Genomic DNA, 14,977 nt, shown 5'->3' with positions numbered 1-14,977 from the left:
ATCGCAGCGCCCGGGTTCAGCTCTTTTACCAGAGCGATGGCGCATAACACGTGCTGCGCCCTGCCGATAAAGGCTATATAATTCCGCCCTTTTCACGCGTGCGGCTCAGGCGCTTTGCCCAAATGGCAGGCGATGTCGACGAATCCAGAACCGATCAGAGAAGCGAACCCGATCATGATGCGCAGCCACTATTGCGGCCAGTTGAACGAAAGCCTGGATGGCCAGGAAATCACCCTGTGTGGATGGGTTCACCGTCGTCGTGACCACGGTGGCGTGATCTTTCTCGACATCCGCGATCGCGAAGGCCTGGCCCAGGTGGTGTTCGACCCGGACCGTGCCGATACCTTCGCCAAGGCCGACCGCGTGCGCAGCGAATATGTGGTCAAGATCACCGGCAAGGTGCGCCTGCGTCCTGAAGGCGCGCGCAACGCCAACATGGCCAGTGGCGCCATCGAGGTGCTGGGCTACGAGCTGCAGGTGCTGAACGAGGCGGAAACACCGCCGTTCCCGCTCAACGAATACACCGATGTGGGTGAAGAGACGCGCCTGCGTTATCGCTTCATCGACCTGCGCCGCCCGGAAATGGCCGAGAAGCTCAAGCTGCGCTCGCGCATCACCTCGAGCATCCGTCGCTACCTGGACGAGAACGGCTTCCTCGACGTGGAGACGCCGATCCTCACCCGCGCCACGCCGGAAGGCGCGCGCGACTACCTGGTGCCGAGCCGTACCCACGCCGGTAGCTTCTTCGCGCTGCCGCAGTCGCCGCAGCTGTTCAAGCAGTTGCTGATGGTGGCCGGTTTCGACCGCTACTACCAGATCGCCAAGTGCTTCCGCGACGAAGATCTGCGTGCCGACCGCCAGCCGGAATTCACCCAGATCGACATCGAGACCAGCTTCCTCGACGAAGCCGAGATCATGCACATCACCGAGACCATGATCCGCAACCTGTTCAAGGAAGTGCTGGATGTCGAGTTCGGTACGCTGCCGCACATGACCCTGGCCGAAGCCATGCGTCGTTTCGGCTCCGACAAGCCGGACCTGCGTATCCCGATGGAGCTGGTCGACGTGGCCGATCAGCTCAAGGACGTCGACTTCAAGGTCTTCTCCGGCCCGGCCAACGACCCGAAAGGCCGCGTTGCCGCGCTGCGCGTACCGGGCGGGGCGAGCATGCCGCGCAAGCAGATCGACGACTACACCAAGTTCGTCGGCAACTATGGCGCCAAGGGCCTGGCCTATATCAAGGTCAACGAGCGCGCCAAGGGCGTCGAAGGCCTGCAGTCGCCGATCGTCAAGAACATCGCCGAGCCGAACCTCAACACCATTCTCGATCGCGTTGGCGCGGTCGATGGTGACATCGTGTTCTTCGGTGCCGACCGCGCCAAGGTGGTCAACGATGCCCTGGGCGCGCTGCGTATCAAGCTCGGCCATGACCTCAACCTGCTGACCGCCGAATGGGCGCCGCTGTGGGTGGTCGACTTCCCGATGTTCGAAGAGAACGACGATGGCAGCCTGACCGCCATGCACCACCCGTTCACCTCGCCGAAATGCTCGCCCGAAGAGCTGGAGGCCAACCCGGCTGCCGCGCTGTCGCGCGCCTACGACCTGGTGCTCAACGGTACCGAGCTCGGTGGTGGTTCGATCCGTATCCACGACAAGGCCATGCAGCAGACCGTGTTCCGTGTACTGGGCATCAGCGAAGACGAGCAGCAGGAGAAGTTCGGCTTCCTGCTCGACGCCCTCAAGTACGGTGCGCCGCCCCATGGTGGCCTGGCCTTCGGCCTCGACCGTCTGGTGATGCTGATGACCGGCGCTTCGTCGATCCGTGAAGTGATCGCCTTCCCGAAAACCCAGAGCGCGGCCTGCGTCATGACCCAGGCGCCGGGTGTGGTGGACGGCAAATCGCTGCGTGAGCTGCACATCCGCCTGCGCGAGCAACCCAAAGCCGAGTGATAACCTGCTGCGCTTGATCATGCTGCGTTGGAAAGCGGTTCGAAATGCTCATTTGCTACAGCAAACTGCGCTTTCTCACCGCTTTCCGTGATCCACAAGGATGTGGTGAATGCAGCAGCCCGCCGGGAGCGGGCTCTGCCTTGCCTGATCTGCGCTCGCGACGGTTCTCATCTCGGCTTATGCCCGCTGCAAACTAATTTGAAGGAAATGGAGTGAGTTATGGCTGGTCATTCCAAATGGGCCAACATCAAGCACCGCAAGGGGCGTCAGGACGCCAAGCGCGGCAAGATCTTCACCAAGCTGATTCGCGAGCTGACGGTCGCCGCCAAGCACGGCGGCCCGATCCCCGCGGATAACCCGCGTTTGCGCCTGGCGGTCGACAAGGCGCTGACCAACAACATGTCGCGTGACGTGATCGATCGCGCCATCGCCCGGGGCGCCGGCAACAACGAAGCCGACAACGTCGTCGAGTTCAGCTACGAAGGCTATGCGCCGAGCGGTGTGGCGATCATCGTCGAAGTGATGACCGATAACCGCAACCGTACCGCCGCCGAAGTGCGCCATGCCTTCAGCAAATGCGGCGGCAACCTCGGCACCGATGGTTCGGTCGCCTATATGTTCGAGCGCAAGGGGCAGATCAGCTTCGCCTCGGTTGACGAAGACGCACTGATGGAAGCGGCCCTGGAAGCAGGCGCCGATGACGTGGAGATGGGTGAGGAGGGCGCGGCCCTGGTGTCGACCAGCTTTACCGAGTTCCACGCCGTCAACGAAGCCCTGGCGGCTGCCGGCTTCAAGGCCGAGGAGGCGGAGATCGCCATGATCCCGTCGATCAGTGCGCCAATCAGCGATCTGGAAACCGCGCAGAAAGTCTTCAAGCTGATCGACATGCTCGAAGACCTGGACGACGTGCAGAACGTCTACCACAACGCCGAAGTCTCCGACGAGATCATGGAGCAGCTGGGCTGATCCAGCGCTGCATCCGGGCCGGAAGTTTGCCGCTGTGCGCTTCCGGCTTTTTTATGGGCGCGGGTTGGTTGGGCGTCGCTTGGCGCCTGGGCGAATCCTTTGGGTGACGGCTGGCGCTCGGCGCCCCTATACTCGCGCCTGGATAAATAGACAGTGTGGCAGTCAAGGCCACGGGTGGATGACTGGCATGACGCTGATTCTGGGAATCGACCCCGGTTCCCGCATTACCGGCTACGGGGTGATACGCGATACCGGGCGCACCTGCGAATACGTGGCCTCAGGGTGTATCCGTACCGGCGGCGGGCCGCTGGCCGAGCGCCTGCAGATCGTGTTTCGTGGGGTAAGCGAGGTGATTCGCACCTTCGGTCCGGTCACCATGGGCATCGAGCAGGTGTTCATGGCGCGCAATGCCGATTCCGCGCTCAAGCTTGGCCAGGCGCGGGGTGCCGCGATCGTCGCGGCGGTCGAGGCGGGCCTGGAGGTCAGTGAATACACCGCGACCCAGGTCAAGCAGGCAGTAGTCGGCACCGGCGGGGCCGACAAGGAACAGGTGCAGATGATGGTCATGCACCTGCTCAAGCTGGTGCAGAAGCCGCAGATCGACGCCTCCGATGCCCTGGGTATCGCCCTGTGTCACGCCCACCACCGGCAGAGCCTGATTCCCCATGGCCTGGCCGGCGCCAAGCGGCGCGGCGGGCGGCTTCGTTTATAAGCATCGTTCAGGTCGGTAGCAGCCTGTTGCAGGCTGCACGTGACCTTGGCCGGTATTGAACCTTCTATGTGAGGAATGCGTCGGTGATCGGACGTTTACGCGGCACCCTGGCGGAGAAGCAGCCGCCGCATTTGATTCTGGATGTGAACGGTCTGGGCTATGAGCTGGAAGTCCCCATGACCACGTTGTACCGTTTGCCCCCGGTAGGCGAGCCGCTGACGCTGCACACCCATCTGGTGGTGCGCGAGGATGCTCACCTGCTGTATGGCTTTTTCGAGAAGCGCGAGCGCGAGCTGTTCCGCGAACTGATCCGCCTCAATGGGGTGGGGCCCAAATTGGCCCTGGCGCTGATGTCCGGGTTGGAAATCGACGAGCTGGTGCGTTGCGTGCAGGCCCAGGATACCGCCGCGCTGGTGAAGATTCCCGGCGTCGGCAAGAAGACCGCCGAGCGTTTGCTGGTCGAGCTCAAGGATCGCTTCAAGGCCTGGGAGGCAGTGCCTGGCATGGCGCCACTGGTGGTTGAACCTCGTGCCGGGGGCGCAGTCTCAAGCGCGGAGAATGATGCGGTGAGTGCGCTTATCTCGCTGGGCTACAAGCCTCAGGAAGCCAGTCGCGCCGTTTCGGCAGTCAAAGAAGATGGTTTGAGTAGTGAAGACATGATCCGCCGCGCGCTGAAAGGAATGCTCTAGATGCTCGACGCCGACAGGTTGGTGACGGCGGGCGGTCGCGACCGCGACGAGCAGGTCGACCGCGCCATTCGCCCGCTCAAGCTGGCCGAGTACATCGGCCAGCCGGTGGTGCGCGAGCAGATGGAGTTGTTCATCCAGGCAGCTCGTGGGCGCAAGGAGTCACTCGATCACACGCTGATCTTCGGCCCGCCGGGGCTGGGCAAGACCACCCTGGCCAACATCATCGCCCAGGAAATGAACGTTTCCATCAAGAGCACGTCGGGGCCGGTGCTCGAGCGCCCGGGTGACCTGGCAGCGCTGCTGACCAATCTTGAGCCTGGCGATGTGTTGTTTATCGACGAAATCCACCGTCTTTCCCCCATCGTCGAGGAAGTACTGTATCCGGCGATGGAGGATTTCCAGCTCGATATCATGATCGGCGAGGGGCCAGCGGCGCGCTCGATCAAGCTCGACCTGCCGCCCTTCACCCTGGTTGGCGCGACCACCCGCGCAGGCATGCTGACCAACCCGCTGCGTGATCGCTTCGGCATCGTGCAGCGCCTCGAGTTCTACAACACCGAAGACCTGGCCACCATCATCATGCGCGCGGCCGGCATCCTCGGTTTGCCCATCGAGTCCCAGGGCGCGTTCGAAATTGCCCGTCGCGCTCGCGGTACGCCGCGGATCGCCAACCGCCTGCTGCGTCGCGTGCGCGACTTCGCGCAAGTGCGCGGGCAGGGCGATATCACCCGGCAGATTGCCGACCTGGCGCTGAACCTGCTGGATGTCGACGAGCGCGGGTTCGATCACCAGGATCGCCGCCTGCTGCTGACCATGATCGAGAAATTCGATGGCGGCCCGGTCGGTGTCGATAGCCTGGCGGCAGCCATCAGCGAGGAGCGGCATACCATCGAAGATGTGCTCGAGCCGTACCTGATTCAGCAGGGTTACATCATGCGTACGCCCAGAGGGCGCGTGGTGACCCGCCACGCTTACCTGCACTTCGGCCTGAATACGCCCAAGCGCATGGACGAGCGCCCGACGCTCGACCTGTTCAACGATGGAGATGCGCCATGAAAAAAATACTTGCGCGGCCGATTGGCAAGACACCGGGCTGGCACTAGTATGCGCGCGCAAGAGGCCGATCCGTCGTTCGCCCACCGCTGTCGTGTCTATTACGAGGACACCGATGCGGGCGGAGTCGTCTACTACGTCAACTACCTCAAATTCATGGAACGGGCCCGTACCGAGCGACTGCGTGAGCTGGGGTTTTCCCAGTCGACGTTGGCCGCCGAGGGGCTGCTGTTCGTCGTGCACTCCAGCGAGGCGCGCTACCACGCGCCGGCGCGGCTGGACGACGAACTGCTGATCAGTGCCGAAGTAAGCGAATTGAACCGTGCCAGCCTGCGCTTTCGTCAACAAGTGAGGCGGGTTGCGGATAACGTGCTGCTCTGCGAAGGGCAGTTTCTGGTGGCCTGCGTGCGCGCCGATAATTTCAAACCCCGGGCCATGCCCCCGTCTCTGCGAACGGCGTTCGCTGAGCAGGGTGACGGTGCCGGTATACCTACAGCAGGAGAGTAAGCGTGGAAGCCAACGCAAATGCCGTTGACCACATGTCGATGTGGAGTCTGATCAGCAACGCCAGCCTGGTGGTGCAGTTGGTAATGCTGACCCTGGTGGCCGCTTCGGTCATGTCGTGGGTGATGATTTTCCAGCGTAGCAATTTCCTGCGCTCGGCCAAGCGAGCGCTCGACAGCTTCGAGGAGCGTTTCTGGTCGGGGATCGACCTGTCCAAGCTCTATCGTCAGGCCGGTAGCAACCCGGATCCGGATTCCGGCCTGGAGCAGATCTTTCGCGCCGGCTTCAAGGAGTTTTCCCGCCTGCGCCAGCAACCGGGCATGGACCCCGATGCGGTGATGGATGGCGTGGCCCGTGCCATGCGTGTGGCCATCTCCCGCGAGGAAGAGAAGCTCGAGCAGAGCCTGCCGTTCCTTGCCACCGTCGGCTCCACCAGCCCGTACATCGGTCTGTTCGGCACCGTGTGGGGGATCATGAACTCCTTCCGCGGCCTTGCGCAGGTGCAGCAGGCGACCCTGGCCACCGTAGCGCCCGGCATTGCCGAGGCACTGATCGCCACGGCCATCGGCCTGTTCGCGGCGATCCCGGCGGTTATCGCCTACAACCGTTTCGCTGCCCGCGGCGAAATGCTGATCTCGCGTTACTACACCTTCGCCGACGAATTCCAGGCGATCCTGCACCGCAAAGTACACAGCAGCGAAGAATAAGCTTCCGGCGCACTCAATACAGGTTTCAAGACCATGGCCAGAGCCAGAATTCGCAACAGACGCAAGCCCGTCGCCGAGATGAACGTGGTGCCCTACATCGACGTGATGTTGGTGCTGCTGGTCATCTTCATGGTGACGGCGCCGATGCTCAACCAGGGCGTAAAGGTCGACCTGCCCCAGGTCAGCAGCGAAGTGCTGCCCCAGGACAACGACTCCCAGGTGCTGACCATTTCCATCAAGTCCGACAAGTCGTACTACTGGAACATGGGCACCGAAGTGGACACCGATACCGTTCAGGATCGCGCACTGACCCTGGATGAAATGACCCGTGCAGTGACTGCCATCATCAACCAGACCCGCAGCCAGGGTAAGCAGGTGCAGGTCTTCGTGCGCGGCGACAAGGCCGTCGATTACGGTACCGTGATGTCCGCCATGGGCGGTCTGCAGCAGGCGGGCGTGGGTAACGTCGGCCTGATCACCGAGGCGCCCTGATGCAGCAGCGTGAACGCTCACCTTCGGAAAGCCTGTTCTGGCCGGTGGTCTGGGCCGTAGGGCTGCACGTGCTGATGTTCGGCATGCTGTTCGTCAGTTTTGCCTTCGCACCCGAGCTGCCGCCTGCAAAACCGATCGTGCAGGCTACCCTGTACCAACTGAAGTCGCAGAGCCAGGCCACCACCCAGACCAATCAGAAGATTGCGGGTGAAGCCAAGAAGACCGCCGCGCCGCAGTTCGAGACCGAGCAGCTCGAGCAGAAGAAGGCCGAGGCCGAAAAGCAGGCGCAGGCCAAGGCTGAAGCGCAGAAGCAGGCGCAGGCCAAAGCGGCGGAACAAAAGAAAGCCGAAGAGGCTCAAAAGGCCGATGCGGCCAAGAAGGCCGAAGCGGATGCGGCAGCCAAGGCTGCCGAACAGAAGAAACTTGCAGATGTAGCCAAGGCGAAAGCTGCGCTGGAGGCCGACAAGAAGAAGGCCGCCGAAGCCGAGGCGAAGAAGAAAGCTGCCGAGGATGCCAAGAAGAAGGCAGCCGAAGAAGCCAAGAAGAAAGCAGCAGCCGAGGCCGCTAAAAAGAAAGCCGCCGAGGATGCCAAGAAGAAGGCTGCGCAGGCTGCCGAGCGCAAGGCTGTCGAGGACAAGAAAGCGGCGGCCCTGGCCGAACTGCTGTCCGAGGACACCGAGCGGCAGCAGGCGTTGGCCGAAACCCAGGGTGACCAGGTAGCCGGCAGTCTCGACGATCTGATCGTCAAGCTGGTGAGCGAGCAGTGGCGACGTCCGCCGTCCGCTCGCAACGGCATGAGTGTCGAAGTGCTGATCGAGATGCTGCCAGACGGCACCATCACCAACGCCAGCGTCAGCCGCTCCAGTGGTGATGCGCCTTTCGACAGTTCAGCGGTACAGGCGGTGCGCAACGTGGGGCGCATCGTGGAAATGCAGCAACTTGATCGCGCCACGTTCGATCGGCTCTACCGGCAGCGTCGTGCCGTCTTCAAACCGGAGGATTTAGGTCTGTGAATACCCTGATGCGAATCGTTGTACTGGGTCTGGCCATGCTGGTCGGTAGCGTGCAAGCGGCCGACCCCTTGGTCATCAGTACCGGTACTGATCGAGCCACCCCCATCGCCGTGGTGCCCTTCGGCTGGCAGGGCGGCAACGTGCTGCCGGAAGACATCGCCACCATCGTCGGCAACGACCTGCGCAACTCCGGCGTGTTCGAACCGATCCCGCGGCAGAACATGATCAGCCTGCCGACCCAGGGCAGTGAAGTCATCTACCGCGACTGGAAGGCACTCGGCGCCCAGTACGTGCTGGTCGGCAACATCGTGCCCAATGGCGCGCGCCTGCAGGTGCAGTTCGCCCTGTTCAACGTGGCCACCGAGCAGCAAGTGCTGACCGGTACCGTGGGTGGCAGCACCGATCAACTGCGCGACATGGCTCACCATATCGCCGACCAGTCGTTCGAGAAGCTCACCGGCGTCAAGGGTGCGTTCTCCACCCGCATGCTGTACGTCACCGCCGAGCGCTTCGGGGTGAATAACACCCGCTACACCCTGCAGCGTTCCGACTATGACGGCGCCCGTGCAGTGACCTTGCTGCAGTCGCGCGAGCCGATCCTGTCGCCTTCGTTCGCTTCCGACGGCAAGCGTATCGCCTACGTGTCGTTCGAGCAGAAGCGCCCGCGTATCTTCGTGCAGCACATCGACACCGGTCGCCGCGAGCAGGTCACCAACTTCGAAGGCCTCAACGGTGCACCGGCCTGGTCGCCGGACGGTACCAAGCTGGCGTTCACCCTGTCGCGCGACGGCAACCCGGAAATCTACGTGATGGACATGGGTTCGCGGAACCTGCGCCGGGTCACCAATCATTCGGCTATCGATACCGAGCCGTTCTGGGGCAAGGATGGGCAGACCATCTATTTCACCTCCGACCGCTCGGGCAAGCCGCAAATCTACAAGACCAACATCAACTCTGGTGCGGTCGAACGAGTGACCTTCGTCGGCAACTACAATGCCAACCCTAAATTGTCTGCCGACGAAAAGACCCTGGTAATGATTCATCGCCAGGATGGTTACACCGTGTTCAAGGTAGCGGCTCAGGATCTTGAGCGTGGCAATCTGCGAATTCTTTCCGACACAAGTTTGGATGAGTCGCCTACTGTTGCGCCCAACGGCACCATGATAATCTACGCTACCCGCCAGCAGGGGCGGGGAGTCCTGATGTTAGCGTCCACCAATGGTCGCGTTAGGCTCCCTCTTCCTACCGCTCAAGGCGAAGTTCGAGAGCCATCCTGGTCCCCCTTCCTGAACTGATGCGCGGTGCTTTACCTGTTTGATGCTTAACACACTGGGGTTCATTAGGAGTTACACATGGAAATGCTGAAATTTGGCAAGTTTGCTGCACTGAGCCTGGCTCTCGCCGTGGCTGTTGGCTGTTCCTCCAAGGGCGGTGACACCGCTGGCGAAGGCGCTGTAGATCCGAACGCTGGCTACGGTGCAAACACCGGCGCTGTTGACGGTAGCCTGAGTGAAGAAGCCGCTCTGCGCGCTATCACCACTTTCTACTTCGAATACGACAGCTCTGACCTGAAGCCGGAAGCCATGCGCGCTCTGGACGTTCATGCCAAGGACCTGAAAGGCAACGGCGCTCGCGTCGTTCTGGAAGGCCACGCTGACGAGCGCGGTACCCGCGAATACAACATGGCTCTGGGCGAGCGTCGCGCCAAGGCCGTGCAGCGCTACCTGGTCCTGCAGGGTGTTTCCCCAGCCCAGCTGGAAGTTGTTTCCTACGGTGAAGAGCGTCCTGTTGCCACTGGCAACGACGAGCAATCCTGGGCTCAGAACCGTCGCGTCGAACTGCGTAAGTAATTCGATATGCGAACGTGCCGACGTGTAGTAACCGTTTTGGCTCTGAGCCTGCCGCTTGCGGCTTGGGCTCAGGTTCCCGTTCAGGATGGCGGTACCGGCAACGGTAGTGGTTATCCGGCAGGCGGTGGCGGCACGTCCGGCGCCTACGCTGGAGGTGGAGTGCAAACTCCATCTACAGCGCAGGGCATGCTGTTCAGTCAGCTCCAGCAGATGCAGCAGGAAATTGCGCAACTGCGGGGCATGCTCGAAGAGCAGCAGAACGATATTCAGCGTTTGAAGCAGGAAAGCCTGGAGCGTTATCAGGACCTCGACAAACGACTGAGCAGTGGGGCCGCCGCTGGCGCTGCCGCCACCCAGAATTCTTCAGCCGCAGGTGCCAGCAATGGCGCCGGTGGTGCTTCCGCAGGCGCCGGTGACGCAGGGGCCCAAGCCTCCGGCGAGCCGGCCGATCCTGCCAAGGAAAAGCTGTTCTACGATGCAGCTTTCGACCTCATCAAAGCCAAGGATTTCGACAAGGCCAGCCAGGCCTTTGGCGCTTTCCTGCGTCGTTATCCCAACAGCCAGTACGCCGGTAACGCGCAGTACTGGCTGGGTGAGGTGAACCTCGCCAAGGGTGACCTGCAAGGCGCTGGTCAGGCGTTTGCCAAGGTCAGCCAGGCCTACCCGCAGCACTCCAAGGTGCCGGATTCGCTGTACAAGCTGGCCGATGTGGAAATTCGCCTGGGCAACAACGACAAGGCCAAGGGCATCCTCCAGCAGGTCATCGCGCAGTACCCGGGTACTTCTGCCGCCCAGCTGGCGCAGCGCGATCTGCAGCGCATTCGCTGAGCTGAAAGCACTTCCGAAAACCCGCGCCTGTCGCGGGTTTTTTGTGCCTGCGCTTTTTCATCCTGTTGTCGGTGAGGGCAAAGATGCCTGCCGGGCGTGTTTTCGTTTAGAATCGCCGTCCTTTTTCGCAACGGAGGCGGATGGCCTGTTTCGCCGTCACGCCCGTGGCCCTTATGAAAGATACCCTGCGCATTACCGAGATCTTCTTCTCGTTGCAGGGGGAAGCGCGTACCGCTGGCTTGCCAACGGTATTCGTACGCCTGACCGGCTGCCCCCTGCGCTGTCAATACTGCGACACCGCCTACGCGTTCAGCGGCGGCGAGTTGCTCTCCCTGGATGCCATCCTCGAGCAGGTCGCGAGCTATCGCCCGCGGTATGTCTGTGTCACTGGCGGCGAGCCGCTGGCGCAGCCGAACTGCATCCCCTTGCTCGAAAAACTGTGCGATGCCGGCTACCAGGTTTCCCTGGAAACCAGCGGCGCCCTGGACGTTTCGGCTGTGGATCCGCGGGTCAGCAAGGTCGTCGACCTGAAAACCCCGGGCTCGGCAGAAATGGGCCGCAACCGCTACGAGAACATCGAGCACCTGCAGCCCCACGATCAGGTCAAGTTCGTGATCTGCTCCCGTGAGGACTACGACTGGTCGGTGAGCAAGGTCATCCAGTACGGCCTGCCCGAGCGTGTGGACGAGGTGTTGTTCTCGCCCAGCCACGGCCAGGTCAGCGGGCGACAGCTGGCCGAGTGGGTGATTGCCGACAACCTGCCGGTACGCATGCAACTGCAGCTGCACAAGATTCTTTGGAACGACGAGCCGGGGCACTGACATGAGTGAAAAGAAAGCGGTCATCCTGCTGTCCGGTGGCCTGGATTCGGCCACCGTCGTGGCGATGGCGAAAGAGCAGGGTTACCGCTGCTACAGCATGAGTTTCGACTACGGGCAGCGGCACCGTTCCGAGCTGCAGGCGGCCGAGCGCGTTGCGCGTCAGCTGGGCGTGGTCGAGCACAAGGTCATTGGCATGAACCTCGGCGGCATCGGCGGCTCGGCGTTGACCGACGACAGCATCGACGTGCCCCAGGCCCCGACCACGGGCATTCCGGTGACCTACGTGCCTGCTCGCAATACCGTGTTCCTGTCCCTGGCGCTCGGTTGGGCCGAAGTGCTGGGCGCGCAGGACATCTTCATCGGCGTCAACGCTGTCGACTACTCCGGTTACCCGGACTGCCGGCCGGAATTCGTGGAGGCCTTTGAGCGCATGGCCAACCTGGCCACCAGGATGGGCGTGGAAGGGCAGCGCATTCGCATCCAGGCGCCGTTGCAGATGCTCAGCAAGGCCGAGATCGTGCAGGCAGGTTCGCGCCTGGGTGTGGATTACGGCCTGACCGTATCCTGCTACCTCGCGGACGCCGACGGTCGAGCTTGTGGCAAGTGCGACAGCTGTCGGTTGCGTGCCGCCGGTTTCGCCGTCGCCGGCATGGCTGACCCAACGCGCTATCAGTAAAAAATTTTTCGCTGGGTGTTGAATTTCTGAATTAAATCAGTATTATACCGCTCGCACCACGGGTCGTTAGCTCAGTTGGTAGAGCAGTTGGCTTTTAACCAATTGGTCGTAGGTTCGAATCCTACACGACCCACCACATCAAGCCTTCTATGCGAAGGCGCAGCAAAAAGCCCGAATCTCGCAAGAGCTTCGGGCTTTTTGCTTTGTGTGCCGCGAAGCCGGGCTGGCAGCTCCTGAGAGCTGCCAGCAGGTCGGCTTACACCTTGACGATCCAGCCTTGCGGCGCTTCGATGTCGCCGGACTGCACGCCAGTGAGTTCGGCATACAGGCGGCTGACCACCGGGCCGACTTCCTTCTCGCTGTAGAACACGTGCAGCTTGCCGTTGTACTCGATGCCGCCGATCGGCGTGATCACCGCAGCGGTGCCGCAGGCGCCGGCTTCCTTGAAATCGCCCAGGTTATCGATCAGCACGTCGCCTTCGATGACCTTCAGGCCCAGGCGGCTCTGGGCCAGTTCGATCAGCGACAGGCGAGTGATGCCCGGCAATACCGATGGCGATTTCGGGGTGACGAATTCGTCGTTATGGGTAATGGCGAAGAAGTTCGCCGAGCCCACTTCCTCGATCTTGGTGTGGGTCTGCGGATCGAGGTAGATGCAGTCGGCGAAGTTGTTCTTCTTGGCCTGGGAGCCGGGCATCAGGCTGGCTGCATAGTTGCCGCCGACCTTGGCCGCACCGGTGCCCTGGGGGGCGGCGCGATCGTAGCTGGAGATCACGAAGTTGTTCGGCTTCATGCCGCCCTTGAAGTACGGGCCGACCGGGATGCAGAACACCGAGAAGATGAACTCGGGAGCCGTGCGCACGCCGATGTTGTCGCCCACACCGATCACGAAGGGGCGCAGGTACAGCGCGCCGCCCGAGCCGTACGGCGGGATGAAGCGCTCGTTGGCCTTGACCACCTGCTTGCAGGCTTCGATGAACTGCTCGGTCGACGGCGCCGGCATCAGCAGGCGCGCGCAGCTGCGCTGCATGCGCAGGGCGTTCTGGTCGGGGCGGAACAAGTTGATCGAACCGTCCTTGCAGCGGTAGGCCTTGAGGCCCTCGAAGCACTGCTGGCCGTAGTGCAGGGCGGTGGAGCCTTCACTGATGTGCAGCACGTTGTCTTCGGTCAGCGTGCCCTGATCCCACTCACCGTCGCGCCAGTGCGACAGGTAGCGCTGGTCGGTCTTGATGTAGTCGAAACCCAGCTTGTCCCATTCGATGTTTTCGTAAGCCATGACATCCTCAATCGCTGAACGGCCACTGCGGCGTGCGTATGTCCGTTGATTTTTCAGGGTGATCACACAGGCCCAGGCTTGTGTGGTCAGGTAAAAGGGTGGGCTGCATGGTTGGTCAGGCCCGATGGAGGCTCGCCTGACGGATTAACGATGGCCTTGGTGGTGATGATGCGGTGGATTATCGCGGCGATCAACCGGTGTCGCGCCTGCCGGTGGGGGCGAGATTGAAAAAACCTCGCCAATGCCCTTACCATGCGCGCCCGCGCAACGCCTGCGCCGCCCACTGTCGGGCGCCTCGGTCGTGCATGGGCCGACCGGCGCAACGCGTCTGGCGGTATACTCCACGTCCCGTGCAGATAGACCTCGATAGGCCCTGACGACATGACGCACATTGCCGAACGACTTCTTGTCCAGGCTCACCTCGATGCCAAGCAGCCAGAGACGCTGACGGCGGAGCAGGAAGCGTTCTACCGTGATGAAATTGGCAAGGAGCTGAAGCGCCAGAATGCCGTTCTGGTCGCCCATTATTACTGCGACCCGGTGCTCCAGGCGCTGGCCGAAGAGACCGGCGGCTGCGTGTCCGACTCCCTGGAGATGGCGCGCTTCGGCAACCAGCATGCGGCGCAGACCGTGCTGGTGGCTGGCGTCAAGTTCATGGGCGAGACGGCGAAGATCCTCAACCCGGAAAAGCGCGTACTGATGCCGACCCTGGAGGCGACCTGCTCGCTGGATCTGGGTTGTCCGGTCGATGAGTTCGCCGCATTCTGCGACCAGCATCCGCAGCGCACCGTGGTGGTCTACGCCAATACCTCGGCTGCCGTGAAGGCGCGTGCCGACTGGGTGGTAACCTCCAGCTGCGCGGTGGAGATCGTCGAGCACCTGATGGATAACGGCGAGAGCATCATCTGGGCGCCGGACCAGCACCTGGGCCGCTACATCCAGAACAAGACCGGCGCCGACATGCTGCTCTGGGACGGTGCCTGCATCGTTCACGAGGAATTCAAGGCGCGCCAACTCGAAGAGATGAAAGCGCTGTACCCCGACGCCGCGGTGCTGGTGCACCCCGAGTCGCCAACCGCGGTGATCGAGCTGGCCGATGCGGTCGGCTCGACCAGCCAGCTGATCGCCGCCGCCCAGCGCATGCCCAACAAGACCTTTATCGTCGCCACCGACCGCGGCATCTTCTACAAGATGCAGCAGCTGTGCCCGGACAAGGAATTCGTGGCGGCGCCGACCGCCGGCAATGGTGCGGCGTGCCGCAGCTGCGCCAACTGCCCGTGGATGGCCATGAACACCCTGCAGCGCACCCTGCAGTGCCTGCGCGAAGGCAGCAACGAAGTGTTCGTGGATTCGGCGTTGATTCCGCGGGCCATCAAGCCGCTCAAGCGCATGCTGGACTTTACCCAGGCTGCCCGCCTGAAGCTCGCCGGCAACGCCTGA

The 14,977-nt window shown here is 62.3% G+C and carries 16 protein-coding genes and 1 tRNA gene; 16 read left to right on the top strand and 1 reads right to left on the bottom strand.

All coding sequences use genetic code 11. The features are described 5' to 3' along the window. Window positions 1-174 precede the first annotated feature (174 nt). The 15 genes from aspS (at window position 175) to QYS36_RS10905 (ending at window position 12,397) form a co-directional block, all read left to right on the top strand. Complete coding sequence (gene aspS, locus QYS36_RS10975; protein ID WP_308839506.1) at window positions 175-1,950, top strand: aspartate--tRNA ligase; 1,776 nt, start codon at window positions 175-177, stop codon at window positions 1,948-1,950. 219 nt (window positions 1,951-2,169) lie between these two features. After that, complete coding sequence (locus tag QYS36_RS10970) at window positions 2,170-2,916, top strand: YebC/PmpR family DNA-binding transcriptional regulator (protein WP_308839505.1); 747 nt, start codon at window positions 2,170-2,172, stop codon at window positions 2,914-2,916. 187 nt (window positions 2,917-3,103) lie between these two features. Further along, on the top strand, window positions 3,104-3,628 hold the full coding sequence (gene ruvC, locus QYS36_RS10965) for a crossover junction endodeoxyribonuclease RuvC (RefSeq protein ID WP_308839504.1): 525 nt from the start codon (window positions 3,104-3,106) through the stop codon (window positions 3,626-3,628). Between the two features lie 83 nt (window positions 3,629-3,711). After that, a complete protein-coding gene (gene ruvA / locus QYS36_RS10960; protein WP_013790635.1) occupies window positions 3,712-4,317 on the top strand; it encodes a Holliday junction branch migration protein RuvA in 606 nt (201 codons plus the stop codon). Then, window positions 4,318-5,373: a Holliday junction branch migration DNA helicase RuvB gene (gene ruvB, locus QYS36_RS10955; protein WP_308839503.1), complete on the top strand. Its 1,056-nt coding sequence runs from the start codon at window positions 4,318-4,320 to the stop codon at window positions 5,371-5,373. Window positions 5,374-5,421: 48 nt separating this feature from the next. Further along, complete coding sequence (gene ybgC, locus QYS36_RS10950) at window positions 5,422-5,877, top strand: tol-pal system-associated acyl-CoA thioesterase (protein ID WP_308839502.1); 456 nt, start codon at window positions 5,422-5,424, stop codon at window positions 5,875-5,877. A gap of 32 nt (window positions 5,878-5,909) precedes the next feature. Beyond that, window positions 5,910-6,581 (top strand): protein TolQ, encoded by a 672-nt coding sequence (gene tolQ, locus QYS36_RS10945; RefSeq protein ID WP_308839603.1) that lies wholly within the window; start codon window positions 5,910-5,912, stop codon window positions 6,579-6,581. Between the two features lie 33 nt (window positions 6,582-6,614). Beyond that, complete coding sequence (tolR, locus tag QYS36_RS10940) at window positions 6,615-7,073, top strand: protein TolR (protein ID WP_070881690.1); 459 nt, start codon at window positions 6,615-6,617, stop codon at window positions 7,071-7,073. Further along, complete coding sequence (tolA, locus tag QYS36_RS10935; protein WP_308839602.1) at window positions 7,070-8,086, top strand: cell envelope integrity protein TolA; 1,017 nt, start codon at window positions 7,070-7,072, stop codon at window positions 8,084-8,086. Before tolR ends, tolA begins: the two co-directional genes overlap by 4 nt. Beyond that, a complete protein-coding gene (gene tolB, locus QYS36_RS10930) occupies window positions 8,083-9,381 on the top strand; it encodes a Tol-Pal system beta propeller repeat protein TolB (protein WP_308839501.1) in 1,299 nt (432 codons plus the stop codon). Before tolA ends, tolB begins: the two co-directional genes overlap by 4 nt. Before the next feature lie 57 nt (window positions 9,382-9,438). Continuing rightward, complete coding sequence (pal, locus tag QYS36_RS10925; protein ID WP_070885435.1) at window positions 9,439-9,936, top strand: peptidoglycan-associated lipoprotein Pal; 498 nt, start codon at window positions 9,439-9,441, stop codon at window positions 9,934-9,936. Window positions 9,937-9,942: 6 nt separating this feature from the next. Continuing rightward, window positions 9,943-10,764 (top strand): tol-pal system protein YbgF, encoded by an 822-nt coding sequence (ybgF, locus tag QYS36_RS10920; protein WP_308839500.1) that lies wholly within the window; start codon window positions 9,943-9,945, stop codon window positions 10,762-10,764. Window positions 10,765-10,937: 173 nt separating this feature from the next. After that, window positions 10,938-11,585, top strand: a complete 648-nt coding sequence (queE, locus tag QYS36_RS10915) for a 7-carboxy-7-deazaguanine synthase QueE (protein WP_308839499.1) — start codon at window positions 10,938-10,940, stop codon at window positions 11,583-11,585. Window position 11,586: 1 nt separating this feature from the next. Beyond that, a complete protein-coding gene (queC, locus tag QYS36_RS10910) occupies window positions 11,587-12,261 on the top strand; it encodes a 7-cyano-7-deazaguanine synthase QueC (protein ID WP_308839498.1) in 675 nt (224 codons plus the stop codon). A 60-nt stretch (window positions 12,262-12,321) separates the two neighbouring features. Then, window positions 12,322-12,397 (top strand) — tRNA-Lys (locus tag QYS36_RS10905). A gap of 120 nt (window positions 12,398-12,517) precedes the next feature. Here the strand turns inward: QYS36_RS10905 and QYS36_RS10900 are convergent. After that, complete coding sequence (locus QYS36_RS10900) at window positions 12,518-13,537, bottom strand: branched-chain amino acid aminotransferase (protein WP_308839497.1); 1,020 nt, start codon at window positions 13,535-13,537, stop codon at window positions 12,518-12,520. A gap of 381 nt (window positions 13,538-13,918) precedes the next feature. Between QYS36_RS10900 and nadA the strand changes: the two genes are divergently transcribed. Continuing rightward, window positions 13,919-14,977: a quinolinate synthase NadA gene (nadA, locus tag QYS36_RS10895; protein WP_308839496.1), complete on the top strand. Its 1,059-nt coding sequence runs from the start codon at window positions 13,919-13,921 to the stop codon at window positions 14,975-14,977.

The organism is Pseudomonas sp. G34 (assembly GCF_031119625.1).
Classification (GTDB): domain Bacteria; phylum Pseudomonadota; class Gammaproteobacteria; order Pseudomonadales; family Pseudomonadaceae; genus Aquipseudomonas.
The sequence above is the reverse complement of the archived record's forward strand: the minus strand, read 5'-3'. Positions and strand labels throughout refer to the sequence as shown.

What these genes read in the sequence shown, in the direction of transcription:
- aspS (WP_308839506.1), top strand. Translation starts at nt 175, where the DNA reads ATGATGCGCAGCCACTATTGCGGCCAGTTGAACGAAAGCCTGGATGGC.
- QYS36_RS10970 (WP_308839505.1), top strand. Translation starts at nt 2,170, where the DNA reads ATGGCTGGTCATTCCAAATGGGCCAACATCAAGCACCGCAAGGGGCGT.
- ruvC (WP_308839504.1), top strand. Translation starts at nt 3,104, where the DNA reads ATGACGCTGATTCTGGGAATCGACCCCGGTTCCCGCATTACCGGCTAC.
- ruvB (WP_308839503.1), top strand. Translation starts at nt 4,318, where the DNA reads ATGCTCGACGCCGACAGGTTGGTGACGGCGGGCGGTCGCGACCGCGAC.
- ybgC (WP_308839502.1), top strand. Translation starts at nt 5,422, where the DNA reads ATGCGCGCGCAAGAGGCCGATCCGTCGTTCGCCCACCGCTGTCGTGTC.
- tolQ (WP_308839603.1), top strand. Translation starts at nt 5,910, where the DNA reads ATGTCGATGTGGAGTCTGATCAGCAACGCCAGCCTGGTGGTGCAGTTG.
- tolR (WP_070881690.1), top strand. Translation starts at nt 6,615, where the DNA reads ATGGCCAGAGCCAGAATTCGCAACAGACGCAAGCCCGTCGCCGAGATG.
- pal (WP_070885435.1), top strand. Translation starts at nt 9,439, where the DNA reads ATGGAAATGCTGAAATTTGGCAAGTTTGCTGCACTGAGCCTGGCTCTC.
- ybgF (WP_308839500.1), top strand. Translation starts at nt 9,943, where the DNA reads ATGCGAACGTGCCGACGTGTAGTAACCGTTTTGGCTCTGAGCCTGCCG.
- queE (WP_308839499.1), top strand. Translation starts at nt 10,938, where the DNA reads ATGAAAGATACCCTGCGCATTACCGAGATCTTCTTCTCGTTGCAGGGG.
- queC (WP_308839498.1), top strand. Translation starts at nt 11,587, where the DNA reads ATGAGTGAAAAGAAAGCGGTCATCCTGCTGTCCGGTGGCCTGGATTCG.
- QYS36_RS10900 (WP_308839497.1), bottom strand. Translation starts at nt 13,537, where the DNA reads ATGGCTTACGAAAACATCGAATGGGACAAGCTGGGTTTCGACTACATC.
- nadA (WP_308839496.1), top strand. Translation starts at nt 13,919, where the DNA reads ATGACGCACATTGCCGAACGACTTCTTGTCCAGGCTCACCTCGATGCC.